The following is a 20,080-nucleotide window of genomic DNA, read 5'->3' as shown; positions in this document are numbered from 1 at the left end:
CGTCGAACGACCCGAGGAGCATCCCCTTCGTGAGCAGCACCACCACCGCACGGCGGCTCGACGTGGCCGGCATGGTCCGCGTCGCCCGGGAGCGGGTCGTCGCCCGCCTGCGCGAGGCCGAGGTCGTCGCCGCGGCGCTGTCGGCCGGGCGCAACGTCCTGCTGGAGGGCCCGCCGGGCACCGGGAAGACGACGCTGCTGCGCGCGCTGGCCGACGGAGCCGGCGTCCCGCTGGTGCTGGTCGAGGGCAACGCCGAGCTGACCCCCACCCGGCTGGTCGGCCACCACGACGCCTCCCGCGTGCTCACCGAGGACTACCGCGCCGAGAACTTCGTGCCCGGCCCGCTCACCCGGGCGATGACCGACGGCGCGATCCTCTACGTCGAGGAGTTCAACCGGGTCCCCGAGGAGACGATGAACGTCCTCCTCGGTGTCCTGTCGGAACGGGAGATGCACGTGCCCCGGTTCGGCCGGGTGACCGCGCGCCCCACGTTCCGGCTGGTCGCGGCCATGAACCCGTTCGACGCCGTCGGGACCGCGCGGGTGACCCCCGCGCTCTACGACCGCTCCTGCCGGGTGGCGATGGGCTACCAGGACGAGGAGGCCGAGCTCGCCGTCGTCGGCGCGGCCACCGGCGGCCCGGAGGCGCTGGTCGCCCAGGCGGTGCGCGCGGTGCGGATCACCCGCGACCACCCGGAGCTGCGGATCGGCTCGTCGGTGCGCGGCGCCCTCGACGCCGTGCTCATCGCGCTGGAGCTCGCCACCGTCCGGGGCAACGAGGCCGTGGAGGACAGCACCGGCGTGGACGCCGCGCTCGCCGCGCTCACCGGCAAGGTCACCCTCGCCGACGGCACGGCCCGGCCGGTCGAGGACGTCGTCGCCGACATCTGGCGCCGGGCGGGTGAGGAGCTGGGAAAAGCCTGACGCCCGAGGAGCCGGGCGACCCCGACGCCGAGCCGCCCCCTCCCCCGCCGCCCCCACCGGGCGCCGGCGGGCTCAAGGACCCGCCCGGACGCCGGCCGCCGCAGCCCGCGCCGGTGGAGGACGCCGACGACGTCGAGCAGCTGCTCAAGCAGCACACCGCACGGCGGGCCGGGCGGGAGGAGCTGGCCCGCGCGCACCCGGACTTCCAGCAGGTCTCCCCACAGCTCGGGGAGCTCGACGAGGACGCGATGAGCGAGCTCACCGCCCGCGACCCGGACGCCGCGAACCGGCTGCTCACCGCGATGGGGCGGGCCTTCGACCCGCGGCTGCGCGCCGCCGCCCGGGCGCTGGCCGGCCGGCTGCCGGTGGCCACCCCGCGCGCCGGCGTCCCCGACCGGCCCGGCACCCGCCGGGTGGTGACCCGCCGGGACGAGACCGGCACGGACATCGACCTCGACGCCACGCTGGCCGCGCGCGGGGCCGAGCCGCACTGGCGGGCCGAGCACCTGCACACCCGCGGCTGGCGCTCCACCGGCCGGGCCTGCGTGCTGCTGGTGGACGCCTCCGGGTCGGTCGCCGGGGACGAGCTGGCGGTCGCCGTCCTCACCGCCTCGGCCCTGGCCCAGCGGATGCGCCCGGAGGACGAGCTGGCCGTCGTCGCGTTCTGGTCGCAGGCCGTCGTGCTGCGGCCGCTCTCGCCCGACCCGCGCACCGACGTCGTCATCGACCGGCTGTTCGACCTCGAGGGCGGCGGCACCACGGACCTCGACCTGGGGCTGCGCACCGCGGCCGCGCAGCTGGCCCGCTCCCGCGCGGCCGCCCGTGACGTGCTGCTGCTCTCCGACGGCATGCCCACCGACAGCCCCGACCCGCTACCGGCCGCCGCGGCCCTCGCCCGCGCCGGCGCGCACCTGCACGTCCTGTCGCTGTCCGACGACCCGGAGTCCGTGGCCAACTGCGCCGCGCTCGCCGCGGCGGGCGACGGCCGGGTCGCCCCGCTGCACCGCCCCACCCAGGCGCCGGCCGCGGTGCGCGCCGTGCTGGGCTGAGCCGGGAGTCGACGACACCACCGGTCGAGCCCACAGCCGGGTCGCGGAGCATGCCTTCTGCCTCGTGCGCCTCAGCTGCCCCGGCCGGGCCTGCGGACGACGGCGTCCCCGGCGCGAGGGGGGTCGAGGGGGACGGCGGACGTGAGGACGGCCGGGCCCAGCCGCAGCACGCCGTCGGACAGCGCCGCGCAGCGCACTCCGCCGCGCCCCCGCAGCCCCCGGTGGGCGCCGGGCGCGAGGACGACGTCCATCCACGCGCACGGGTTGGCCGGCCGTCCCCCGCGCAGGAGGACCCGGCCGCCGCCGCTGTCGAGCGCGAACTCCTGCCCCCGCAGCGCCTCCACCTCGGCGCCGCGCAGGACCACGGTGCGCCGGGCCAGCAGGGGGTCGAACGGGGGCGTCCCGAGTTCGGCGGCCAGTGCCTCGAGCGCCTCGACGGCGAGCACCGTGAGCTGGGCGTCGCGGTGCGCGGGCCGGCCGGCGTAGCGGTCGCCGACCACCCCGATCCCGGCCCGCACCTCGATCGCCGCGCGATGGTCGCCGTCCCCGTCGGGCGGGCTGACGCCGGGCCGCCCGTCGTACCGGTGCACCGGCGAGGCGAGCAGCCCGACGACCTCGACGTCGTACCGGAGGAGGACCCCCTCCTCCCCACCCCTCGCACGCTCGGGGCGGGACCCGGGAGGGGGCCTAATCGTCCACCAGGCCGTAGGCGCGGGCCTCCGCGACGTCGAGCAGCCGTCCGGCACGCATGTCGGCCGCGATCTCCTCGACCGGTCGCCCGCACGCCTCGGCCAGCCGTTCCTGCAGCCGGTGCAGCTGCCGAGCGTGCGCCGCCGCCCACGCCTCGACCTCGTGCCGGGGCACCCCCCGCGGCGCCCGCGGCTCGCACAGGTGCACGGTCGCGTGCGCCCCGGCCATCCGCCGGTCGGCCACCGCGAGGACGGCGACGGCCGGCCCGGTCAGCGCGCCCAGGCAGGTTGCGTGGACGGGGACGCCCACGAGGTCGATCGCGTCGACGAGCGTGAGGGCGCCGTCGAGGTCGGCGGCCACCCCGGACAGCCGCAGCCGGACCGGTCCGTCACCGGTCGCGTCGAGCAACGCCAGCTCGGCCACCGCCCGGTTCACCGCGTCGGCGTCCAGCTCCCCGGAGAGGACCACCACGCGCTGGTCGAGGAGCCGCTCGGCCAGCCAGTCGGGCGCACCGACGACCAGGGAGGCCGTCGCCGACACCGGCCCGTGCGACGGCGGGCGCGGCTCGGGCTGCCAGGGGCTGCGCGGGAACCGCGGCGGCTCCGGCGGGAACGGCTCGGGCGGCAGTGGCGGGGTGGTGCCCAGGGGACGGCTCACGGGGACTCCTCGGACGGTCGGATTCGCCAGTCGACGGTGCGGCCCAGTGCGGCCGCGTAGCGCTCGAGCGTCGACAGCCGGGCGTCCAGCTCACCGCTCTCCAGCCGGGCGACGGCGGACTGCGACGTCCCCATCCGCGCGGCGATCTCCGTCTGGCTCAGCTCGCTCTCCCGGCGGGCCCGGACCAGCTCCTCGATGAGCTCACGGCGCCGCTCGCCCAGGCCCTCCAGACCCGGGAACCTCGACCGGCGCGGCGACGGCGGCATACCTGCAACGGTATACCTCCGCCGCTATGACGGGACCCGGCCGAGGGCAGAAATGGCCATTTCTGCCCTCGGCTCAGTCTCAGCGGTCGGCGGTCTTGTGGATCGGCCCCTCGATGCCGGTCAGCCGCTCACCGGAGCCACCCCACCGCCCAGCGATGATCTCGGCGGCGATGGAGATGGCCGTCTCCTCCGGCGTCCGCGCGCCGAGGTCCAGGCCGATCGGCGAGGAGAGCCGCGCCAGCTCCTCCTTGTCCAGTCCCGCCTCCTCCAGCCGGACCAGGCGCTCCTCGTGCGTGCGCCGCGAGCCCATGGCGCCGACGTAGGCGACCGGGATCCGCAGCGCGACCTCCAGCAGCGGGACGTCGAACTTCGGGTCGTGGGTGAGCACGCACAGCACGGTGCGCTCGTCGATCCGTTCGGCGTCGACCTCGGCCTGCAGGTAACGGTGCGGCCACTCGACGACCACCTCGTGCGCGTCAGGGAAGCGCTTGGGCGTCGCGAACACCGGGCGGGCGTCGCACACGGTGACCCGGTAGCCGAGGAAGGCACCCACACGGGCGACGGCGGCGGCGAAGTCGATCGCGCCGAAGACGACCATCCGGGCCGCCGGGGCGAAGGAGTTGACGAACAGCGACAGCTCGTCGCCGCGGCGCTCACCGTCGTGCCCGACGTGCAGCATCCCGGTGCGGCCGGCGGCGAGCATGCCGCGGGCGTCGGCGGCGACGGCGTCGTCCAGCCGCTGCAGCCCGAGCGTGCCGGAGCTCCGGTCGGGCCAGATGACCAGCCGCCGGCCGACCCGGTCGTCCGGACCGGCGACGCACGTGACGACGGCGACCGGCTCGTGCCGCTCGACGGACTCGGCGATCTCGCCGAGCTCCGGGAACGACTCGCGGGAGACCCGCTCGACGAAGACGTCGAGGATGCCGCCGCAGGTCAGCCCCACGGCGAAGGCGTCGTCGTCGCTGACGCCGTAGCGCTCCAGCGTGGGGACGCCGGTCTCGACGACGTCCTTGGCCTCCTCGTAGACCGCGCCTTCGACGCAGCCGCCGGAGACGCTGCCCACCGCGGTGCCGTCGGGGCCGACCAGCATCGACGCGCCCGCCGGCCGGGGCGCCGAGCGCCAGGTGGCGACCACCGTCCCCATCCCGACGGTCTCGCCGGCCTGCCACCAGCCGATCAGGTCCTCGAGAACGTCACGCATCGCTGCTCCTCCTCTGCTCGGAGTGGATCCGTGGCGGTGACGCCGACGAACCCACTCCGGTGAACGCCTCAGGCACGGGAGATCACTCCCACCAGTTCCTCGAACGCGACCATGCTGTGCCCGGCGACGAAGTGGTCGATCGAGGGCAGCGCCGCCTGCATGCCCGCGGTGAGCGGCTCGTACCCCTCCCGCCCCTTGTGCGGGTTCACCCAGACCACCGCGTGCGCCAGCCGGTGCAGCCGCGCCATCTGCTCGCCCAGGACGTCGGTGCCGCCGCGCTCCCAGCCGTCGCTGCAGACGACGACCACCGCACCGCGCGCGGTCCCCCGCTGCCCCCACCGGTCCAGGAAGGCCTTGAGCACGTCGCCGAGGCGGGTGCCGCCCGACCAGTCCGGGATCGCCCCGCCGCTGGCCGCCAGCGCCTTGTCGGCGTCCCGCAGCCGCATCTCGCGGGTCACCCGGGTGAGCCGGGTGCCGATGGTGAACACCTCGGTCGCGGAAGGGTGCGCCCGCACCGCCGCGTGCGCGAACCGCAGCAGCGCGTCGGCGTAGGGGCTCATCGAGCCGGAGACGTCGATGAGCAGCACGACGCGCCGCGGGCGGGGCCGCGACCGCCGGTAGAGCAGCCGGCTGACCTCGCCGCCGTCGTGCAGGGCGTGCCGCACGGTGCGGGAGGCGTGCACGGCGCCGTGGGCGCTGGGCCGCCGGCGCCGCGACGGGCGCATCGGCGACGCGGGCACCAGCAGGGCGAACAGCCGGCGCAGGTGCTCGCGCTCGGCCACGGTCATCTCGGCCACGTCGCGGTGGCGCAGCACCTCCTCGGCACTGGCCGTGCCGGCGAGCTCGCGGGGCTGGTCGGCTTCGTCGTCCGTGCCCGTCCCCGGCTCCAGCGGCGCCGTCGTCGCCAGCTGTCGCTCCGGCTGCTGCGTCGAGCGGGTCGGCCGGGGCGCCTCGCCGCCGAAGTACGCGGCGAAGGCGGCGTCGTAGCGGTCGAGGTCGTCGGGACCGGCACAGAGGGTCAGCCGGCCGGCCCAGTAGACGTCGGTGGCGTCGAGGACGTCGAGCGCGCCGACGGCGGCCAGCATCGCCTCGACCCGGTCCGGCGACGCGGTCACCCCGGCGTGCCGGAGGGTGCGCGCGAAGCCCAGCACCGTGTCGACGACGTCCCGCCGCGCCGAGGCATTGGAAGCTCTACCCGCGTCGGAGGGGTCCCGGACGTGGGTAGAGCTTCCAAAACCGCTGGACTCAGCCACCGAAGAGGGTCCCCCGCACCAGGCTGTGCACCCGGTCGGTGTCCTCCCGGTACTTGAGGACCGCGCCCAGCGTGCGGGCCGCGACGTCGGGGTCGAGGTCGCGGGCGCCGAGGGTGTGCAGGGCGGTCGCCCAGTCCATGGCCTCGGCGATGCCGGGCGGCTTGAGCAGGTCGAGCGTGCGCAGCTTCGCCGTCGCCCGGGCGACCTCGCGGGCCAGCTGCTCGGTCACGTCGGGCAGCCGGCGGCGGAGGATCGCCACCTCGCGGTCGAAGTCCGGGTGCTGCAACCAGTGGTAGAGGCAGCGCCGCTTGAGCGCGTCGTGCACCTCGCGGGTGCGGTTGGAGGTGAGGACGACGAGCGGCGGGGTGACCGCGCGGATCGTGCCGAGCTCCGGGATGGAGATGGTGAAGTCCGACAGCACCTCGAGGAGGAACGCCTCGAACTCGTCGTCGGCGCGGTCGACCTCGTCGACCAGCAGCACGCTGGGCGAGTCCTCCAGCGCCTGGAGCAGCGGCCGGGCCAGGAGGAAGCGGCGGTCGTAGAGCGAGGCCTCGAGGCTCTCGGTGTCGCTCGTGGCGTGCGCGGCCTCGGCGGCGCGCAGGTGCAGCAGCTGACGGCCGAAGTCCCAGTCGTAGAGCGCCTGGCTGGCCTCCAGCCCCTCGTAGCACTGCAGCCGGTAGATCGGGCGGCTGGTGACCTGGGCGAGCGCCTGCGCCAGCGCCGTCTTCCCGACGCCGGCCTCCCCCTCCAGGAACAGCGGCCGGTGCATCGCCAGGGCCAGGTAGGCCGCCGTCGCCAGGCCCTCGTCGGGCAGGTACCCGGTGGCCTCCAGGGCCGCGGCGAGCTCGTCGGGGTCGGCGAAACCGACGTCGGAGGTGGCCACGCGGGCGACCGTGCTCTCACTCACGCCCCGAGCATCCCACCCGCGGCGCGGCGGCTCCCCCCGGACGGCAGTGGCCGGCCGAGAACGGGTCTCGGCCGGCCACTGCCGGTGCGGGTCGCCCGGCACGCGCCGGGCGGGGAGTCAGACGCGACGGTCGCGGGTGGTGTCCCCGTCGACGTCGATCTCCTCCCGGCGCACGTCCTCCGACACGGTCTCGTGGCCGGTCACCGTCTCGGTGTCCAGGCGCACGCGCTCGACCGGTACGGCCTCCTTTTCCACGACCGGGCGCTCGGCGTGGAGGGTGACCTCGTGCTCCTCCTCGCTGATGGCGGGGCCGTCCATGGCGTTGCCGACGTTGCCCTCGGTGATCGGCTCGCGCTCGACCCGGACCTCCTCGCGGGAGACCGGCACGGTCTCGGTCACGTTCTCGGTGACGACGTACTTGCGCAGCCGGGCGCGGCCGACCTCCTCGGTACGCGTGCCGACGTTGAGCCGCTCCTCGGAACGGGTCATCGCGTTGTCCGTGGTCGGGCCGGAGGTGTCGCGGCCGACGGCGGGACGGGTGTCCACCCCGGTCGTGTCGCGACCGGTCAGGTCGCGGTCCCGGTCGGTCGTGCCGGCGGTCGTCTCGTGCCGGCCGACGGTGGTGTCGGTGCGGCCGCTGGTGCCGGTGCCGGCCTGCAGGTTGTAGTAGCGGTAGAGCTCCTGCTCCTCCTGCGGGGAGAGGTGCCCGTTGGTGTCGATCTTCGGGGCGTCCTTCACGGCGCTCTTGCTGACCGGCACGCGCAGGCCGTCGTCGGTCAGGTCGGCGTCCCGGATGGGGACGAAGGACTCCTTCGTCCCGAACAGCCCGGTGCGCACGGTCACCCACTCCGGCTGGCCGGTCTCGTCGTCCAGGTACACCTCGGAGGCAGACCCGATCTTGTCGCCGCTCTCGTCGTACACGTCCTTGCCGATCACGCGGCTGATGGTCTCGGTTCCGATCATCGTCGTTCGTCGCTCCCATCTGAGCACTGGTGGAACGGTCGGCAGATGAGTGACCGGGCACGGGCCCGCGAAACGGTCAACGGCCGTTGCAACATGCCCGGCACGCCGACGCGCCACCGGGCCGGGGCCGGCCGTCGGTCGCGCAACGCGCCGTCCGCGCTGGTCAGACGCGCGGACACGCGGCGCCGCCGGGAACCGGAACCGGCCGGTCCATCCGTTCACCAACGGTGAGCGGGACACCGCCGGGCGTGTCGTGCTCGTCGCCACCCGGCGCGTCGCCTCCGTGAGCGGGCCGGTCTCTGCTCATCCTGGACGGCGTGCCTCCCCGCTCGCCGTACGACGACCTGGTCCACCCGCGCACCGTCAAGAAGCCCAGCCCGCAGGTCGAGGCCGAGCGCGACCTCGTCGTCGAGGACCCCAGCTCGGGCTTCGTGGGCGCCGTGGTGCGCTGCGAGAAGGACGTCGTCCACCTCGAGGACCGGTTCGGGAAGGTGCGCGCCTACCCGCTCGGCCCCGGGTTCTGGGTCGACGGCAGGCCCGTGGTGCTCGTGCGGCCGAAGCCGCAGGCGCCGGCCGCGCCGGCCCGCAGCGCGTCGGGCTCGACCTACGTCGCCGGCGCCCGGGCGCGGGTCGCCCGCGAGGGCCGCATCTACGTCGAGGGCAAGCACGACGCCGAGCTGGTCGAGAAGGTCTGGGGCCACGACCTGCGGATCGAGGGCGTCGTCGTCGAGCCGCTGCACGGCGTCGACGACCTGCCGGCGATCGTGCGGGAGTTCCGCCCCTCCTCCGGACGGCGGCTGGGCGTGCTGGTCGACCACCTGGTGACGGGCTCCAAGGAGTCGCGGATCGCCGACCGGGTCACCGGCGAGCACGCGCTGGTCGTCGGGCACCCGTTCATCGACATCTGGCAGGCGGTCAAGCCGCAGGTGGTCGGCATCCGCGCCTGGCCGACGGTGCCCAAGGGGGAGTCGTGGAAGGAGGGGGTCTGCCGCCGGCTGGGCTGGGAGGACGACACCGGCTACGTCTGGGCGCAGCGCATCCTCGCCCGGGTGCGCACGTGGACCGATCTGGAGCCGGCGCTGATCGGCCGGGTCGAGGAGCTCATCGACTTCGTCACGACCGACTGACCGGAGCGCCCGGGCCCTTGCGCCCGGCGCCCCCGACCTCCATTGTGTCAATCGCTTGACTCAATGAGGCAGTGGAGGACGTCGTGGCGCTGGTGCCGCTCCTGCTGGTGCTGGCCCTGGCCGGCGCGCTCGCCGTCGGCACCGCGGTGGCCCGGCGCTCACCGCCGAGCCGGGAGACCACCGTCGCGGCCGCCCGCACCCACGCGGTCGGCACGACGGCGACGGCGCTGCTGGCGGGCGCCGCCGCAGCGACAGCGGTCGGCGTGGCGGGGCTGGGGAACGCCTCGCCCGGCAGCCTCGGCAGAACCGCCCTCCTGGTGCCGGTCGCCGCGGGGGTCGTGCACGTCGTCGTCCTGGGGCTGGGGGAGCTCACCTGGCCGCGCCCGCAGGGGCAGGTCCGGCGCGCCCGGCTGGTGCGCCGCCGGCTGCTGGACGCCGCGCCGCGGTGGCTGGTCCGGACGACGGTGGGCGCCGGGGTCGCCGCCGTCGTCACCATCGCCCTGGGAGCCGCGCTGGCCGCCCCCGACGGCCGCAGCCTGCTGGTCGAGGACCCGCCGTTCCGGTCGACGGCGGGCCCGTTCCCGGGGCTCGTCTACGGCCGCCCGGCCGGGCTCGGGCTGCTCGTCCTGGCCGCGGTGACCGTGGCCGCGCTGTGGATCGTCGCCACCCGCTCCGCCGTCGTGACCGAGGACGACCGGATCGAGGACGCGGTGCGCCGGGCCTCGGCGCACCGCGTCCTGCGCGCGGCGGCCGCGACGACCCTGGTGGTCGCCGGCGGGTTGCTGGCCGTGGCCGGCAACGCGGCGTGGAGCATCTCCTCCACCACCGGAGGCGGAGTGCTCGCCGTACTGGGCGTCGGCGTGGGCGGCTGCGGGCTGGCCGCCCTGCTCGCCGGGGTGCTCGTCGCCTGCGTCCGGGCACCCGGCGTCCCCGCCGACCGGCCGGTGCCCGCCTGACCGTCATGGCGCTGGACATCACCGTCGACGTCGCCAGCCCCACGCCGCCGTACGAGCAGATCCGCAGCCAGGTGGCCGCCTACGTGCACGCCGGCCTGCTGCGCGCGGGCGACCGGCTCCCCGCCATGCGCGCCCTGGCGGCCGACCTGGGGGTGGCCACGGGCACGGTGGCGCGCGCCTACACCGAGCTGGAGGCGGCCGGGCTGGTCGCCAGCCGGCGCCGCACCGGCACCGTCGTCACCGGGGCCCCGACCACGGCACCGGACACGACCGGGCTGCGCAGCGCCGCGGACGACCTCGTCGTGCGGGCCCGGGCGGCGGGCGTGGACGGCGAGACGGTGCTGGCGCTCGTCCGCGCGGCCCTGCTGCAGCACCGCTGATGGAGTGGATCCGTGGGCGTCACGCCCACGGATCCACTCCAACGGGCTCACTGGGGGATGAACGCGAACGTGTCGGGATCGGGCCCGGTCCGCTCGGCCCGGTCGAGGCCGCTGATGGCGGCCATCGCCGACTCGTCGAGCTCGAAGTCGAAGATCGCGAAGTTCTCCTCCACCCGGCTGCGGGTCACCGACTTCGGGAAGACGACGTCACCCCGCTGCACGTGCCAGCGGAGGGTCACCTGCGCCGGGGTCCGCCCCAGGCCGGCCGCGATCTCCGCGATCACGGGATCGGTGGCGACCTTCCCCTTGGCGATCGGCGACCACGCCTCCGTGACGATCTCGTACTCGGCCCCGAACGCCCGGACCTCGTCGTTGGCCAGGTAGGGGTGCACCTCGATCTGGTTGACCGCCGGGCGGACCTCGGTGGCCGCGAAGAGGTCGCGCAGGTGCTCGGGCTGGAAGTTCGAGACGCCGATGGCCCGGACCCGGCCGCTCGCGTAGATCTCCTCCATCACCGTCCAGCGGGCCACGTAGTCGCTCACGGTCGGCAGCGGCCAGTGGACGAGGAAGAGGTCGAGCTGGTCGAGACCGAGCTGGGCGAGGCTCTCGTCGAACGCGCGGAGGATGTCGTCGCGCGTCTGCCGGTTGTTGTTCAGCTTGCTGGTGACGAACACCTCCTCGCGCGGGAGGCCCGAGTCGCGGACGGCCTCGCCCACGCCCTTCTCGTTGCCGTACATCTGCGCGGTGTCGATGTGCCGGTAGCCGATCTCCAGCGCGGTGCGCGTGGCCTCGGCGGTCTCGGCCGGCGGGATCTGGAAGACGCCGAAGCCCAGCTGCGGGATCTCGACGCCGTTGTTCAGACGGATGGTGGGCACGGTGGCCACAGGCAGTTCCTCTCGGGTCGGGGAGGGCGGCACACTCCGGTCGCGGTGGTGCGGCCCGGCAGCCCGCTACCCGATGACGCCGTCGTCAACCCGCACAGCGGGTGCGCCCGTGGCCGCCGGGGGTCGGCGGCGCAGCAGCGGCGCGCCGGCCAGGGCGACGAGAGCGGCCAGCGCGGCGGCCGTCGCGGGGACGGCGAACGCGGTCTCGGCACCCCACGCGTCGACGGCCGCCCCGGCCAGCGCCGAGCCCGCGGTGACGCCGAGGGTGAGCCCGGTGGTGGTCCACGACAGCGCCTCGGTCAGCGCGGCGCGCGGCACCCGGGACTCCACCAGCGAGGTGCCCGAGACCAGCACGGGGGCGATCGCCAGGCCGGCCAGGAAGCCGGCACCGACCAGAACGACCAGCGAGCTGACGCCCCACATCAGCTGGGCGGCGACGCCGAAGGCCACGGCGGTGGCCAGGAAGCGCGCGGTCAGCGTGCCGGGCAGCCGGACGACGCCGTAGAGCAACCCGGCCACCAGGCTGCCGCCGGCGTAGACGGCCAGCGCGAGCCCGGCCAGCGCGGGGGCACCCTCGGCGTCGGCGAACCCCACGACGACGACGTCCACCGCACCAAAGACCGCGCCGACGGCCACGTAGGTCACCGCGACGACCAGCACCGTGGCGTTGACCGCCGCCCAGCGCCGGACCGGGGACGCCGGGTCGGGCCGGTGCAGCGCCGGTTCGGTGCCGCGCTGGCCGGCCAGCCAGAACCCGCCGGCCGAGCCGAGCACGATGCCGGTGAGGAAGCCGACCGGCGGGGCGACCAGCGTGGCGAGCAGCGTCACCAGCGGCGGGCCGACGACGAAGACCACCTCGTCGACGACGGCTTCCAGCGCGAAGGCGGTCTGCCGGCGGCCGGCGTCCTCCAGGGCCGCGACCCACCGCGCGCGCACCAGCGAGCCGATGTTCGGCCCGCTCGCCCCGCACACCGCCGCGAGCGCGAACCACGACCAGCGCGGCGCCCCGGCGGTCACCGCGGCGACGAAGGCGACACCGGAGAGCAGGTAGGCGGTCATCGCCCAGCGGAGGACGGCGCCCTGACCGCGCCGGTCCATCGCGCGGGCCCACTGCGGGCTGGCGACGGAGAAGCTGAGGGCGAGTGTGCCCGAGACGGCACCGGCCAGGCCGTAGCTGCCGGTCTCGCCGGCGACCAGCAGCACCGCGCCGAGGCCGAGCATGGGGATGGGCAGCCGGGCGACCCACCCGGCGAAGGAGAACGCCACCGAGCCGGGAACGGCGAACAGGCGGGCGTAGGGGGCGAAGACGGTGCGGGGCGACACGGGACTCTCGCGCTTCCTGGCCACGAGCGAGTGCGGGGCTGGCCGCCGGTCTCTCGGGTGGCCGCTCGACCGTAGCAACGCCCGCCGCCGGCCCGCCGCCGGATTCTCGCGGGCCGATGGCGTGGCGCCGCCGCAGTCCATGAACCTTCATGGACGCTGTGTGAGCGACCGCACACGCGGAGCATTCACCTCACTCGGAGGAGCCCCGTGCCACCGACCGCCCGCCCGCGCCTCCCGCTCGCTCCCCTGCTCGCCCTCCTGCTCGCCCTCGGCGTCCTGCTCGTCCCGGGCGTCGCCGCCGCGAAGGGCGGCAGCGACGACGGAGCGGCATCCGACGACGGGGGCGGCGGGGCCGGCGGCGGCGCCGTGACCGCCGGGGACTTCGCCGTCACCGTCAACGGCCGGACCACCAACCCGACCGCCGGCAACGAGGCCCGGCTGCGGGACGTGACGCCCACCGGGCCGATCGCCGTCCGGGGCCGGCACGTCACCTTCACGATCGACCCGGCGACGCTCGGGGTCTACGCCTACACCCTGACCGGCGCGCCGGATCCGCAGCGCATGGTCACCGCGCCGACGGTCGTCTTCGCCTCGAAGGTGCCGCAGCTGACCGCAGCGCAGCTGCGCGGCGTCCGGATCACCGAGTTGCGGCTGCGCGACGGCGTCCTCGTCGCCGAGTTCTCGGCCGCCGGCGGGAAGTTCAAGGTCCAGGCCAAGGACGCCCCGCAGGGCGGCATCTTCCAGATGGAACAGGAGTTCGGCGGCCCGGTGGAGTACGTCCACACCCTCGGCCCGACGCTGTTCTTCTTCGTCAACGAGTTCACCGGGAAGATCAACTTCGGCGACGGCGTCGCCGGGGACGCGACGCACCAGATGCTGCTGGGCAAGGACAGCCCGCAGGTGGCCACGAAGCTGTACCAGGACGGGACGACGACCCGCTGGTCGGTGGCCTCCGGCGGCCGGATGGGCGGCGTGCTCGGCGAGGACGCGATCGAGCTGTCGGCCGGCGCGACCAACTGCACCACCGACTGTCAGGCCCGCAACCGCATCCAGGGCTCGGTCCCGGTGCCGCCGGACCCGGTGTCCCCCACCCCGATCGGCTGACCGACACACCCCGACGGGGGCGACCGGAGCTCCGGTCGCCCCCGTCGCACGTCCGGGACGCGGCACACCGTCGTCCTCCGCCACTACATTCGAGGGGTGACCTCGACGAGCCCGCTGCCCGACCCGGTGCTGCGCCGGCCCGACCCGGTGCCCGGTTCCGGTGGGCTGGTCGACCGGCACGGCCGCGTCGCCACCGACCTGCGCGTGTCCCTGACCGACCGCTGCAACCTGCGCTGCACCTACTGCATGCCGCCGGAGGGCCTGGACTGGCTGCCGAAGGTCGAGGTGCTGACCGACGACGAGATCGCCCGGCTGGTGCGCATCGGCGTGGAGCAGCTGGGCATCCGCGAGGTCCGCTTCACCGGGGGCGAACCGCTGCTGCGCCCCGGCCTGGTCGGCATCGTGCAGGCCGCCACCGCGCTCGCGCCGCGCCCCGAGGTCAGCCTCACCACCAACGCGATCGGCCTCGTGCGCATCGCCCCGGCGCTGGCCGCGGCCGGCCTCGACCGGATCAACGTCAGCCTCGACACCCTCGACCGCGACCGGTTCAAGCAGCTCACCCACCGCGACCGGCTCGACGACGTCCTGGCCGGTCTCGCCGCCGCCCGGGACGCCGGCCTGACCCCGGTGAAGGTCAACGCCGTCCTGCTGCACGGGATGAACGACGTCGACGCCGTTCCGCTGCTCGACTTCTGCCTGGAGCAGGGGTACCAGCTCCGGTTCATCGAGCAGATGCCGCTGGACGCCCACCACGCCTGGACCCGCGGCCGGATGGTCACCGCCGAGGACATCCTCGAGCGGCTCTCGGCGGCCCACACGCTCACCCCCGACACCGAGGAGCGCGGGTCGGCGCCTGCGGAGCGCTGGCTGGTCGACGGCGGCCCCGCGACCGTCGGCGTCATCGCCTCGGTGACCCGCTCGTTCTGCGGCACCTGTGACCGCACCCGGCTGACCGCCGACGGGCAGATCCGCAACTGCCTGTTCGCCCGCGAGGAGTCCGACCTGCGGACGCCGATGCGCGAGGGCGCGACCGACCAGGAGCTGGCCGACCGCTGGCGGATCGCCACGCTGGCCAAGCTGCCCGGGCACGGCATCGACGACCCGAGCTTCCTGCAGCCGTCCCGGCCGATGTCGGCGATCGGTGGCTGACGTGGCCGGGAGTGCCGCCGACCGCGAGGGCCGACGATGACATCGGTCACCGTGCGGTACTTCGCCGGGGCCCGCGCCGCCGCGGGCGTGGACACCGAGATCCGCACCGCGACCACGCTCGACGAGCTGATCGGGCAGATCGTGGACAGCCACGGCGAGAAGCTGGAGCGGGTGCTCACCGCCTGTTCGTTCCTCGTCGACGGAACGCAGACGCGGGACCGCGCGTTGGCCCTGGAACCCGGGGCGGTCGTCGACGTGCTGCCCCCGTTCGCCGGAGGATGACCCCCCGCTCGTGAAGGCGCTGCCTCACCATCGCCCGTCCCCTGAACTGACCGACCCCGCGAGGTCCCGCCGAGCCGGCAGCGTCCGATGATCGAGTGGTTGCTCGTCGCGGTCGGCGTCCTGCTCATCCTCGGCTGCGCCGGCTTCGTCGCCTTCGAGTTCGCGCTGGTCACCGTCGACCGCGCCACCGTGGAGCGTGAGGTCGAGGCCGGCCGGCCCCGGGCCGCCGGCGTCCTGACCTCGATGAAGACGCTGTCCACCCAGCTCTCCGGGGCCCAGCTCGGCATCACCGTGACCAACCTGGCGATCGGCTTCGTCGCCGAGCCGTCGATCGCCGCGCTGCTGCAGGGCCCGCTCGCCTCGATGGGCCTGTCCGGCGCGGCGGCCCGCTCGGTGTCGATCACCGTCGCGCTGGTCCTGGCCACCGTGCTGACCATGGTGTTCGGCGAGCTGGTGCCCAAGAACCTGGCGATCTCGGACCCGCTGCGGGTGGCCAAGGCCGTGTCCGGGTTCCAGCGCGGCTTCACCAAGTCCACCGCGCTGCTCATCCGGTTCCTCAACGGCTGGGCCAACGGCATCCTGCGCCGGGTCTTCGGCGTCGAGCCGCAGGAGGAGCTGGCGTCGGCCCGGTCGCCGGAGGAGCTGACCTCCCTGGTCCGCCGCTCGCGCACGGTCGGCACGCTGCCCGTCGAGACGGCGAGGCTGCTCGAGCGGGGGCTGGCCTTCGGCGAGCTGCGCGCCAGCGACGTCGCCACCCCGCGGATCCGGATGACCACCGTGCCGGTGGACGCCCCCGTCGCCGCCGTCCTGTCCACCGCACGGGAGTCCGGGCACTCCCGGTTCCCGGTGGTCGCCGGGGCCGGGGCCGACGACGTGGTCGGGATGGTCCACGTGAAACACGCACTGGCCGTCGCGCGGGACGAGCGGTCGACCGTGCCGGTCGAGCAGGTGATGATCGCGCCGCTGTTCGTCCCCACCTCCCGCCAGCTCGACGAGCTGCTCGTCGACCTGCGCCGCGGCGGGCTGCAGATGGCCGTCGTCATCGACGAGTACGGCGGCACGGACGGCGTGGTGACCGTCGAGGACCTCGTCGAGGAACTGGTCGGGGCGGTCTCCGACGAGCACGACGAGCTGCTCGAGCAGGAGGTCGTCGACCGCGGTGACGGCACCTGGTCGGTGTCCGGGCTGCTGCGTCCCGACGAGGTGAGCGCCCTGACCGGGCTCGCCGTCCCCGCCGACCGGCACTACGAGACGCTCGGCGGCCTCGTGCTGCACCACCTGGGCCGCATCCCGGAGCCCGGCGACCGGGTGACCGCGCTGCGCCAGCTCCCACCCGAGCTCGCCGCGGAGGCCGAGGGACACCCGGGCGGGGTCTGGGTCGAGGTCGAGACCCTCGACGGCACGCGCGTCGACCGCGCCCGCGTCGGCGCGATCCCCGCCGGGGACGAGACCGAGGAGGCCCCCCGTGGGTGACTGGACCGGAGTGCTCGTCGCCGTCGTCCTGCTGCTGGCCAACGCCTTCTTCGTGGGCGCGGAGTTCGCGCTGGTCTCCGCGCGGCGGTCGTCGATCGAGCCGCTGGCCGAGGCCGGCTCCCGTCGCGCCCGCACCACCCTGGCGGCGATGGAGCGGGTCTCGCTGATGATGGCCGGCGCCCAGCTCGGCATCACCGTCTGCTCGCTGGGCCTCGGGGCCATCGGCGAGCCCGCCGTCGCGCACCTGCTGGAGCCGGTGTTCGAGGCGCTGAGCGTGCCGGAGGCGCTGGTCCACCCGATCGCCTTCGTCATCGCGCTCACCGTCGTGGTCGCGCTGCACGTGGTGATCGGCGAGATGGTGCCGAAGAACCTGGCACTGGCCGGCCCGGACCGCGCGGCGCTGGCGCTGGCTCCCCCGCTGTCGGCGGTGGTGACCGTGCTCAAGCCGGTGATCGCCGGCCTCAACGCCCTGGCCAACGGCATCCTCCGGCTGCTCCGGGTGGACCCGAAGACCGAGGTCAGCAGCTCCTTCACCCGGGACGAGGTCGCGGGGCTGCTCGACCAGTCCCGGGCCGGCGGGCTGCTCGACAAGCGCGAGCACGACCTGCTCACCGGCGCGCTGTCGCTCGAGGACCGGGACACCCGGGCGGTGCTGATCCCGAGGGCGCAGCTGACCACGGTGTCGCCCGACGACGGCGCCCTGGCCGTCGAGCGGGCCGCGGCGCGCACCGGCTTCTCCCGCTTCCCGGTCGTCCGCGACGGCGAGTTCACCGGCTACGTCCACGTCAAGGACGTGCTGGTCGCCGACGGCGACCCCGAGGTGCGGGTCGCCGACATCACCCGCCCGCTACCGCGGGTGCCGGCCACCGGCGACCTGCGCACCACGCTGCAGACGATGCAGGCCGACGGCGCGCAGTTCGCCGCGGTGACGGAGGGCGGCGCGGTGCTGGGCGTGGTGGCGCTGGAGGACATCCTCGAGGAACTGGTGGGCGAGATCCGCGACGCCGTGCACCGGTGATCCCGCGCGCGGAGGTGCTGCACCGGTGATCACGACACCGGAGAATGGCGGCATGAGCATCTGGGGCAGGGCCAGGGCGAAGGCCACCGAGCTGATCGGCCGCGCCGAGGAGGTCTACGGCGAGTCGCACGGCGACGAAGCGGCCAAGGCGGCCGGGGAAGCCCGCCGGCTCGAGGGGGAGGCCGAGGAGGAGGCTGCCGAGCGCGCCCCACGCGACGACGGCGAGGCGCCTGCGCGACACTGACCGTGCCCGCCGCGCCGTACGCGCGGACCGAGGCCGTGCGCGGAGGGGGGCACCGGTCGCGATGGATCCAGAACCCGGGATCGCGGACGTGGCGCCGTGGCCGGACTTCGCCGCCGCCGCGTGCGGTGCCCTGCAGTTCCTGCACCAGCAGCTCGGCTGGGACGTCTGGACGGTCACCCGCGTCGTCGGTGACCGCCAGGTGGTGCTGCACGCCCACCCCGCGGAGGGGCTGCCACCGGGGGCGTCGCTGTCCTGGGAGGACAGCTTCTGCCGGCTCATGGTGGCCGGTGAGGCGCCGCGTGCGGCGACGGTGACCGCAGCGGTGCCGGAGTACGCCTCGCGCTCCCTCGGACCGGTCACCCGGGTGGCGGCCTACCTCGGCGTTCCGCTGGTGACCGCCGACGGCGAGCTGTTCGGCACCGTCTGCGCGGTGGGGTTCCGCGCCCGGCCGCGCAGCGCGAGCCGGGACCTCCCGCTCGTGGAGATGGTCGCGCGCATGCTGAGCACGCTCATGGCCGCCGGCCTGCGCCCGCCCGCACCGGACTCCTGATCGGCTCGGCCTCCGATGTGGCGCTCCGCGTCGGAACCGACGCGCAGCGCGCTCCTCCGCGGCGTTTCCCGATCGCGTGGTGCACGTCACGCCGCGACTCGGCCAGGCTGGGATCGACCGTGCAGCGTCGCACCGTCGTGGGCCCGGGCGCCGGGCCCCTCGCGGAGGCCCTCGACGGGCCGTCCTCCCCCTCGACCGTGCGGAGCCCAGCGATGACACGATCCGACGACCGATCCGCCCTGACCGAGCCCACCGGCCTCCGCGAGTCCCCCGTACGGGCGTTCTCCGTCCAGATCCTCGCCGGCGGGCGCGTTCTCGCCGACGCCGACGTGCACCCCACCGACGGCACCGGCGTCGTCCACTCCGAGCTGCACGTCGCGTCCGGCCACCTGCCCGTGGGCACCCGGAGCCGGCTCGTCGACGCCGTCCTCGAGCACCCCGAGGTCGACAAGGCACAGCGCCTCGTGGTCACGATGCCGATCAGCGACACCGAGATGCTCGACCGGGTCCGGGAACGGACCGACGCGGTGGAGATGCACGCGGCCGGCGCGACGAAGATCGTGGAGGCCCGGCTGCTGCGCGCCGACTGACCACGGAGGGCTCGCTACCGGTCGTGCCCTTCCGGTCGGAGCCCGGTGGTGCCAAGGTGGCGGCCAGACCCCCGCAGTCCCGTCCGGCGCGATGCGGCGCCGATCAGGAGGCACGGATGTCCAGGTCTGCCTTCCCCCGATCGTCCGTCCGCGCGACAGTGCTCGTGGCGGCCACTCTGGGCCTGGGGGCCGCGACCGTCGCCCCCGCGGCGGCCCACCCGCACGACGACGTCATCGTGCTCCCGGGCGCGACCTCGGCCGAGGGCATCGCCCACGGGGGCGGTGACACCTTCTACGCCGGGGACCTGTTCGCCGGGGACATCTTCCGCGGCGACCTCGGGCGGCGGACGGCGGAGTTGTTCATCGACGCTCCGGACGGCCGGATGGCCATCGGCATGTTCGCCGACCTCCGGCACGACCTGCTGTTCGTGGCGGGCGGCGGCGCCTTCCCCGGGGGCCCCAGCACGTCCCGTGGTCTCGGGTACGTGTACGACCTCTGCACGGGGAACACGGTCGCCGCCTACGAGTTCGGCGACCCGGGCACGTCCTTCGTCAACGACGTCACCGTCACCCCGGACGGCGCGTGGTTCACCGACAGTCTGGAACCCCGGCTGCACTTCGTCCCCGTCCGGCACGGTGAGCCGGGAACGGCACGCACCCTCGAGCTCACCGGCCCGGCGGCCGAGCGGCCCACGGACATCAGCCTCAACGGCATCGCCGCCACGCCGGACGGCGACACGCTGATCGTGGCGCACTCGGGAACCGGCCGCGTCTACACCGTGGACCCCGGCACCGGGGCGAGCGCCGAGATCGCCGGGGTCGACGTGCCGAGCGTGGACGGCATCCAGCTCGAGGGCCACGACCTCTGGGCCGTGCAGAACCAGCTGAACCAGGTGGTCCGTGCCCGGCTGAGCCCGGACCTGACCTCCGGGTCGGTCGAGGAGACGATCACCGACGACGACTTCCAGATCCCGACCACGTTGATCGTGGTCGACGACGACCTGGCCGTGGTGAACGCCAAGTTCGACACCGGCATCCCCCCGACCGCGGACCGGTACGAGGTGGTGCTGGTCGAGCGTTGACCCGCCACC

23 protein-coding genes are annotated in these 20,080 nt (G+C 75.0%); 14 read left to right on the top strand and 9 right to left on the bottom strand.

Annotation, left to right across the window (positions count from 1 at the left end):
* The first annotated feature begins 29 nt into the window (after nt 1-29).
* A complete protein-coding gene (locus tag MY520_RS10390; protein ID WP_436692015.1) occupies nt 30-923 on the top strand; it encodes an AAA family ATPase in 894 nt (297 codons plus the stop codon).
* A 113-nt stretch (nt 924-1,036) separates the two neighbouring features.
* A complete protein-coding gene (locus MY520_RS10385; protein WP_436692014.1) occupies nt 1,037-1,972 on the top strand; it encodes a vWA domain-containing protein in 936 nt (311 codons plus the stop codon).
* Nucleotides 1,973-2,043: 71 nt separating this feature from the next.
* On the opposite strand, the gene MY520_RS10380 is transcribed toward MY520_RS10385, so the two are convergent.
* From MY520_RS10380 to MY520_RS10350, 7 genes are all read right to left on the bottom strand, one after another.
* Nucleotides 2,044-2,562 (bottom strand): MOSC domain-containing protein, encoded by a 519-nt coding sequence (locus MY520_RS10380; RefSeq protein WP_436692013.1) that lies wholly within the window; start codon nt 2,560-2,562, stop codon nt 2,044-2,046.
* Nucleotides 2,563-2,659: 97 nt separating this feature from the next.
* The gene (locus MY520_RS10375) at nt 2,660-3,319 is read right to left on the bottom strand and encodes an ATP-dependent Clp protease proteolytic subunit (RefSeq protein WP_436692012.1); all 660 of its coding nucleotides are present in this window, start codon (nt 3,317-3,319) and stop codon (nt 2,660-2,662) included.
* Entirely contained in the window at nt 3,316-3,585 is a 270-nt protein-coding gene (locus MY520_RS10370) for a helix-turn-helix domain-containing protein (protein WP_436692011.1), read from the bottom strand. The genes MY520_RS10375 and MY520_RS10370 overlap by 4 nt, the downstream gene beginning before the upstream one ends.
* Before the next feature lie 79 nt (nt 3,586-3,664).
* Complete coding sequence (locus MY520_RS10365) at nt 3,665-4,786, bottom strand: XdhC family protein (protein ID WP_436692010.1); 1,122 nt, start codon at nt 4,784-4,786, stop codon at nt 3,665-3,667.
* Between the two features lie 68 nt (nt 4,787-4,854).
* Nucleotides 4,855-5,901: a vWA domain-containing protein gene (locus MY520_RS10360; protein WP_436692009.1), complete on the bottom strand. Its 1,047-nt coding sequence runs from the start codon at nt 5,899-5,901 to the stop codon at nt 4,855-4,857.
* 130 nt (nt 5,902-6,031) lie between these two features.
* On the bottom strand, nt 6,032-6,946 hold the full coding sequence (locus tag MY520_RS10355) for an AAA family ATPase (RefSeq protein ID WP_436692008.1): 915 nt from the start codon (nt 6,944-6,946) through the stop codon (nt 6,032-6,034).
* A gap of 117 nt (nt 6,947-7,063) precedes the next feature.
* Nucleotides 7,064-7,909 (bottom strand): DUF2382 domain-containing protein, encoded by an 846-nt coding sequence (locus MY520_RS10350; RefSeq protein ID WP_436692007.1) that lies wholly within the window; start codon nt 7,907-7,909, stop codon nt 7,064-7,066.
* 317 nt (nt 7,910-8,226) lie between these two features.
* On the opposite strand from MY520_RS10350, the gene MY520_RS10345 reads away from it, so the two are divergent.
* The 3 genes from MY520_RS10345 (at nt 8,227) to MY520_RS10335 (ending at nt 10,372) form a co-directional block, all read left to right on the top strand.
* Nucleotides 8,227-9,036, top strand: a complete 810-nt coding sequence (locus MY520_RS10345) for a DUF3097 domain-containing protein (protein WP_436692006.1) — start codon at nt 8,227-8,229, stop codon at nt 9,034-9,036.
* 83 nt (nt 9,037-9,119) lie between these two features.
* A complete protein-coding gene (locus MY520_RS10340) occupies nt 9,120-9,992 on the top strand; it encodes a hypothetical protein (protein WP_436692005.1) in 873 nt (290 codons plus the stop codon).
* Between the two features lie 5 nt (nt 9,993-9,997).
* Nucleotides 9,998-10,372: a GntR family transcriptional regulator gene (locus MY520_RS10335; protein WP_436692004.1), complete on the top strand. Its 375-nt coding sequence runs from the start codon at nt 9,998-10,000 to the stop codon at nt 10,370-10,372.
* Between the two features lie 47 nt (nt 10,373-10,419).
* On the opposite strand, the gene MY520_RS10330 is transcribed toward MY520_RS10335, so the two are convergent.
* Nucleotides 10,420-11,256, bottom strand: coding sequence for an aldo/keto reductase (locus MY520_RS10330; protein ID WP_436692003.1), 837 nt, complete (start codon nt 11,254-11,256; stop codon nt 10,420-10,422).
* A gap of 66 nt (nt 11,257-11,322) precedes the next feature.
* Nucleotides 11,323-12,579, bottom strand: coding sequence for an MFS transporter (locus MY520_RS10325; protein ID WP_436692002.1), 1,257 nt, complete (start codon nt 12,577-12,579; stop codon nt 11,323-11,325).
* Between the two features lie 207 nt (nt 12,580-12,786).
* Here MY520_RS10325 and MY520_RS10320 point away from each other — a divergent pair, with 207 nt between their 5' ends.
* From MY520_RS10320 to MY520_RS10280, 9 genes are all read left to right on the top strand, one after another.
* On the top strand, nt 12,787-13,683 hold the full coding sequence (locus tag MY520_RS10320; RefSeq protein ID WP_436692001.1) for a hypothetical protein: 897 nt from the start codon (nt 12,787-12,789) through the stop codon (nt 13,681-13,683).
* A 96-nt stretch (nt 13,684-13,779) separates the two neighbouring features.
* On the top strand, nt 13,780-14,832 hold the full coding sequence (gene moaA / locus MY520_RS10315) for a GTP 3',8-cyclase MoaA (protein ID WP_436692000.1): 1,053 nt from the start codon (nt 13,780-13,782) through the stop codon (nt 14,830-14,832).
* Nucleotides 14,833-14,868: 36 nt separating this feature from the next.
* Nucleotides 14,869-15,114, top strand: a complete 246-nt coding sequence (locus MY520_RS10310) for a MoaD/ThiS family protein (RefSeq protein ID WP_436691999.1) — start codon at nt 14,869-14,871, stop codon at nt 15,112-15,114.
* Nucleotides 15,115-15,201: 87 nt separating this feature from the next.
* Complete coding sequence (locus tag MY520_RS10305) at nt 15,202-16,587, top strand: hemolysin family protein (RefSeq protein ID WP_436691998.1); 1,386 nt, start codon at nt 15,202-15,204, stop codon at nt 16,585-16,587.
* The gene (locus MY520_RS10300) at nt 16,580-17,605 is read left to right on the top strand and encodes a hemolysin family protein (RefSeq protein WP_436691997.1); all 1,026 of its coding nucleotides are present in this window, start codon (nt 16,580-16,582) and stop codon (nt 17,603-17,605) included. Before MY520_RS10305 ends, MY520_RS10300 begins: the two co-directional genes overlap by 8 nt.
* Before the next feature lie 52 nt (nt 17,606-17,657).
* Complete coding sequence (locus tag MY520_RS10295) at nt 17,658-17,849, top strand: hypothetical protein (RefSeq protein WP_436691996.1); 192 nt, start codon at nt 17,658-17,660, stop codon at nt 17,847-17,849.
* A gap of 61 nt (nt 17,850-17,910) precedes the next feature.
* Nucleotides 17,911-18,399: a GAF domain-containing protein gene (locus MY520_RS10290; RefSeq protein ID WP_436691995.1), complete on the top strand. Its 489-nt coding sequence runs from the start codon at nt 17,911-17,913 to the stop codon at nt 18,397-18,399.
* A 212-nt stretch (nt 18,400-18,611) separates the two neighbouring features.
* Complete coding sequence (locus tag MY520_RS10285) at nt 18,612-18,989, top strand: hypothetical protein (RefSeq protein WP_436691994.1); 378 nt, start codon at nt 18,612-18,614, stop codon at nt 18,987-18,989.
* Between the two features lie 116 nt (nt 18,990-19,105).
* Entirely contained in the window at nt 19,106-20,071 is a 966-nt protein-coding gene (locus tag MY520_RS10280; protein WP_436691993.1) for an SMP-30/gluconolactonase/LRE family protein, read from the top strand.
* The last annotated feature ends 9 nt before the right edge of the window (nt 20,072-20,080 follow it).

Source organism: Geodermatophilus sp. CPCC 205506, from assembly GCF_051383635.1.
Classification (GTDB): Bacteria; Actinomycetota; Actinomycetes; order Mycobacteriales; family Geodermatophilaceae; genus Geodermatophilus.
Note: the sequence above shows the minus strand (reverse complement) of the source record. Positions and strands in the feature narration are given on the sequence as shown.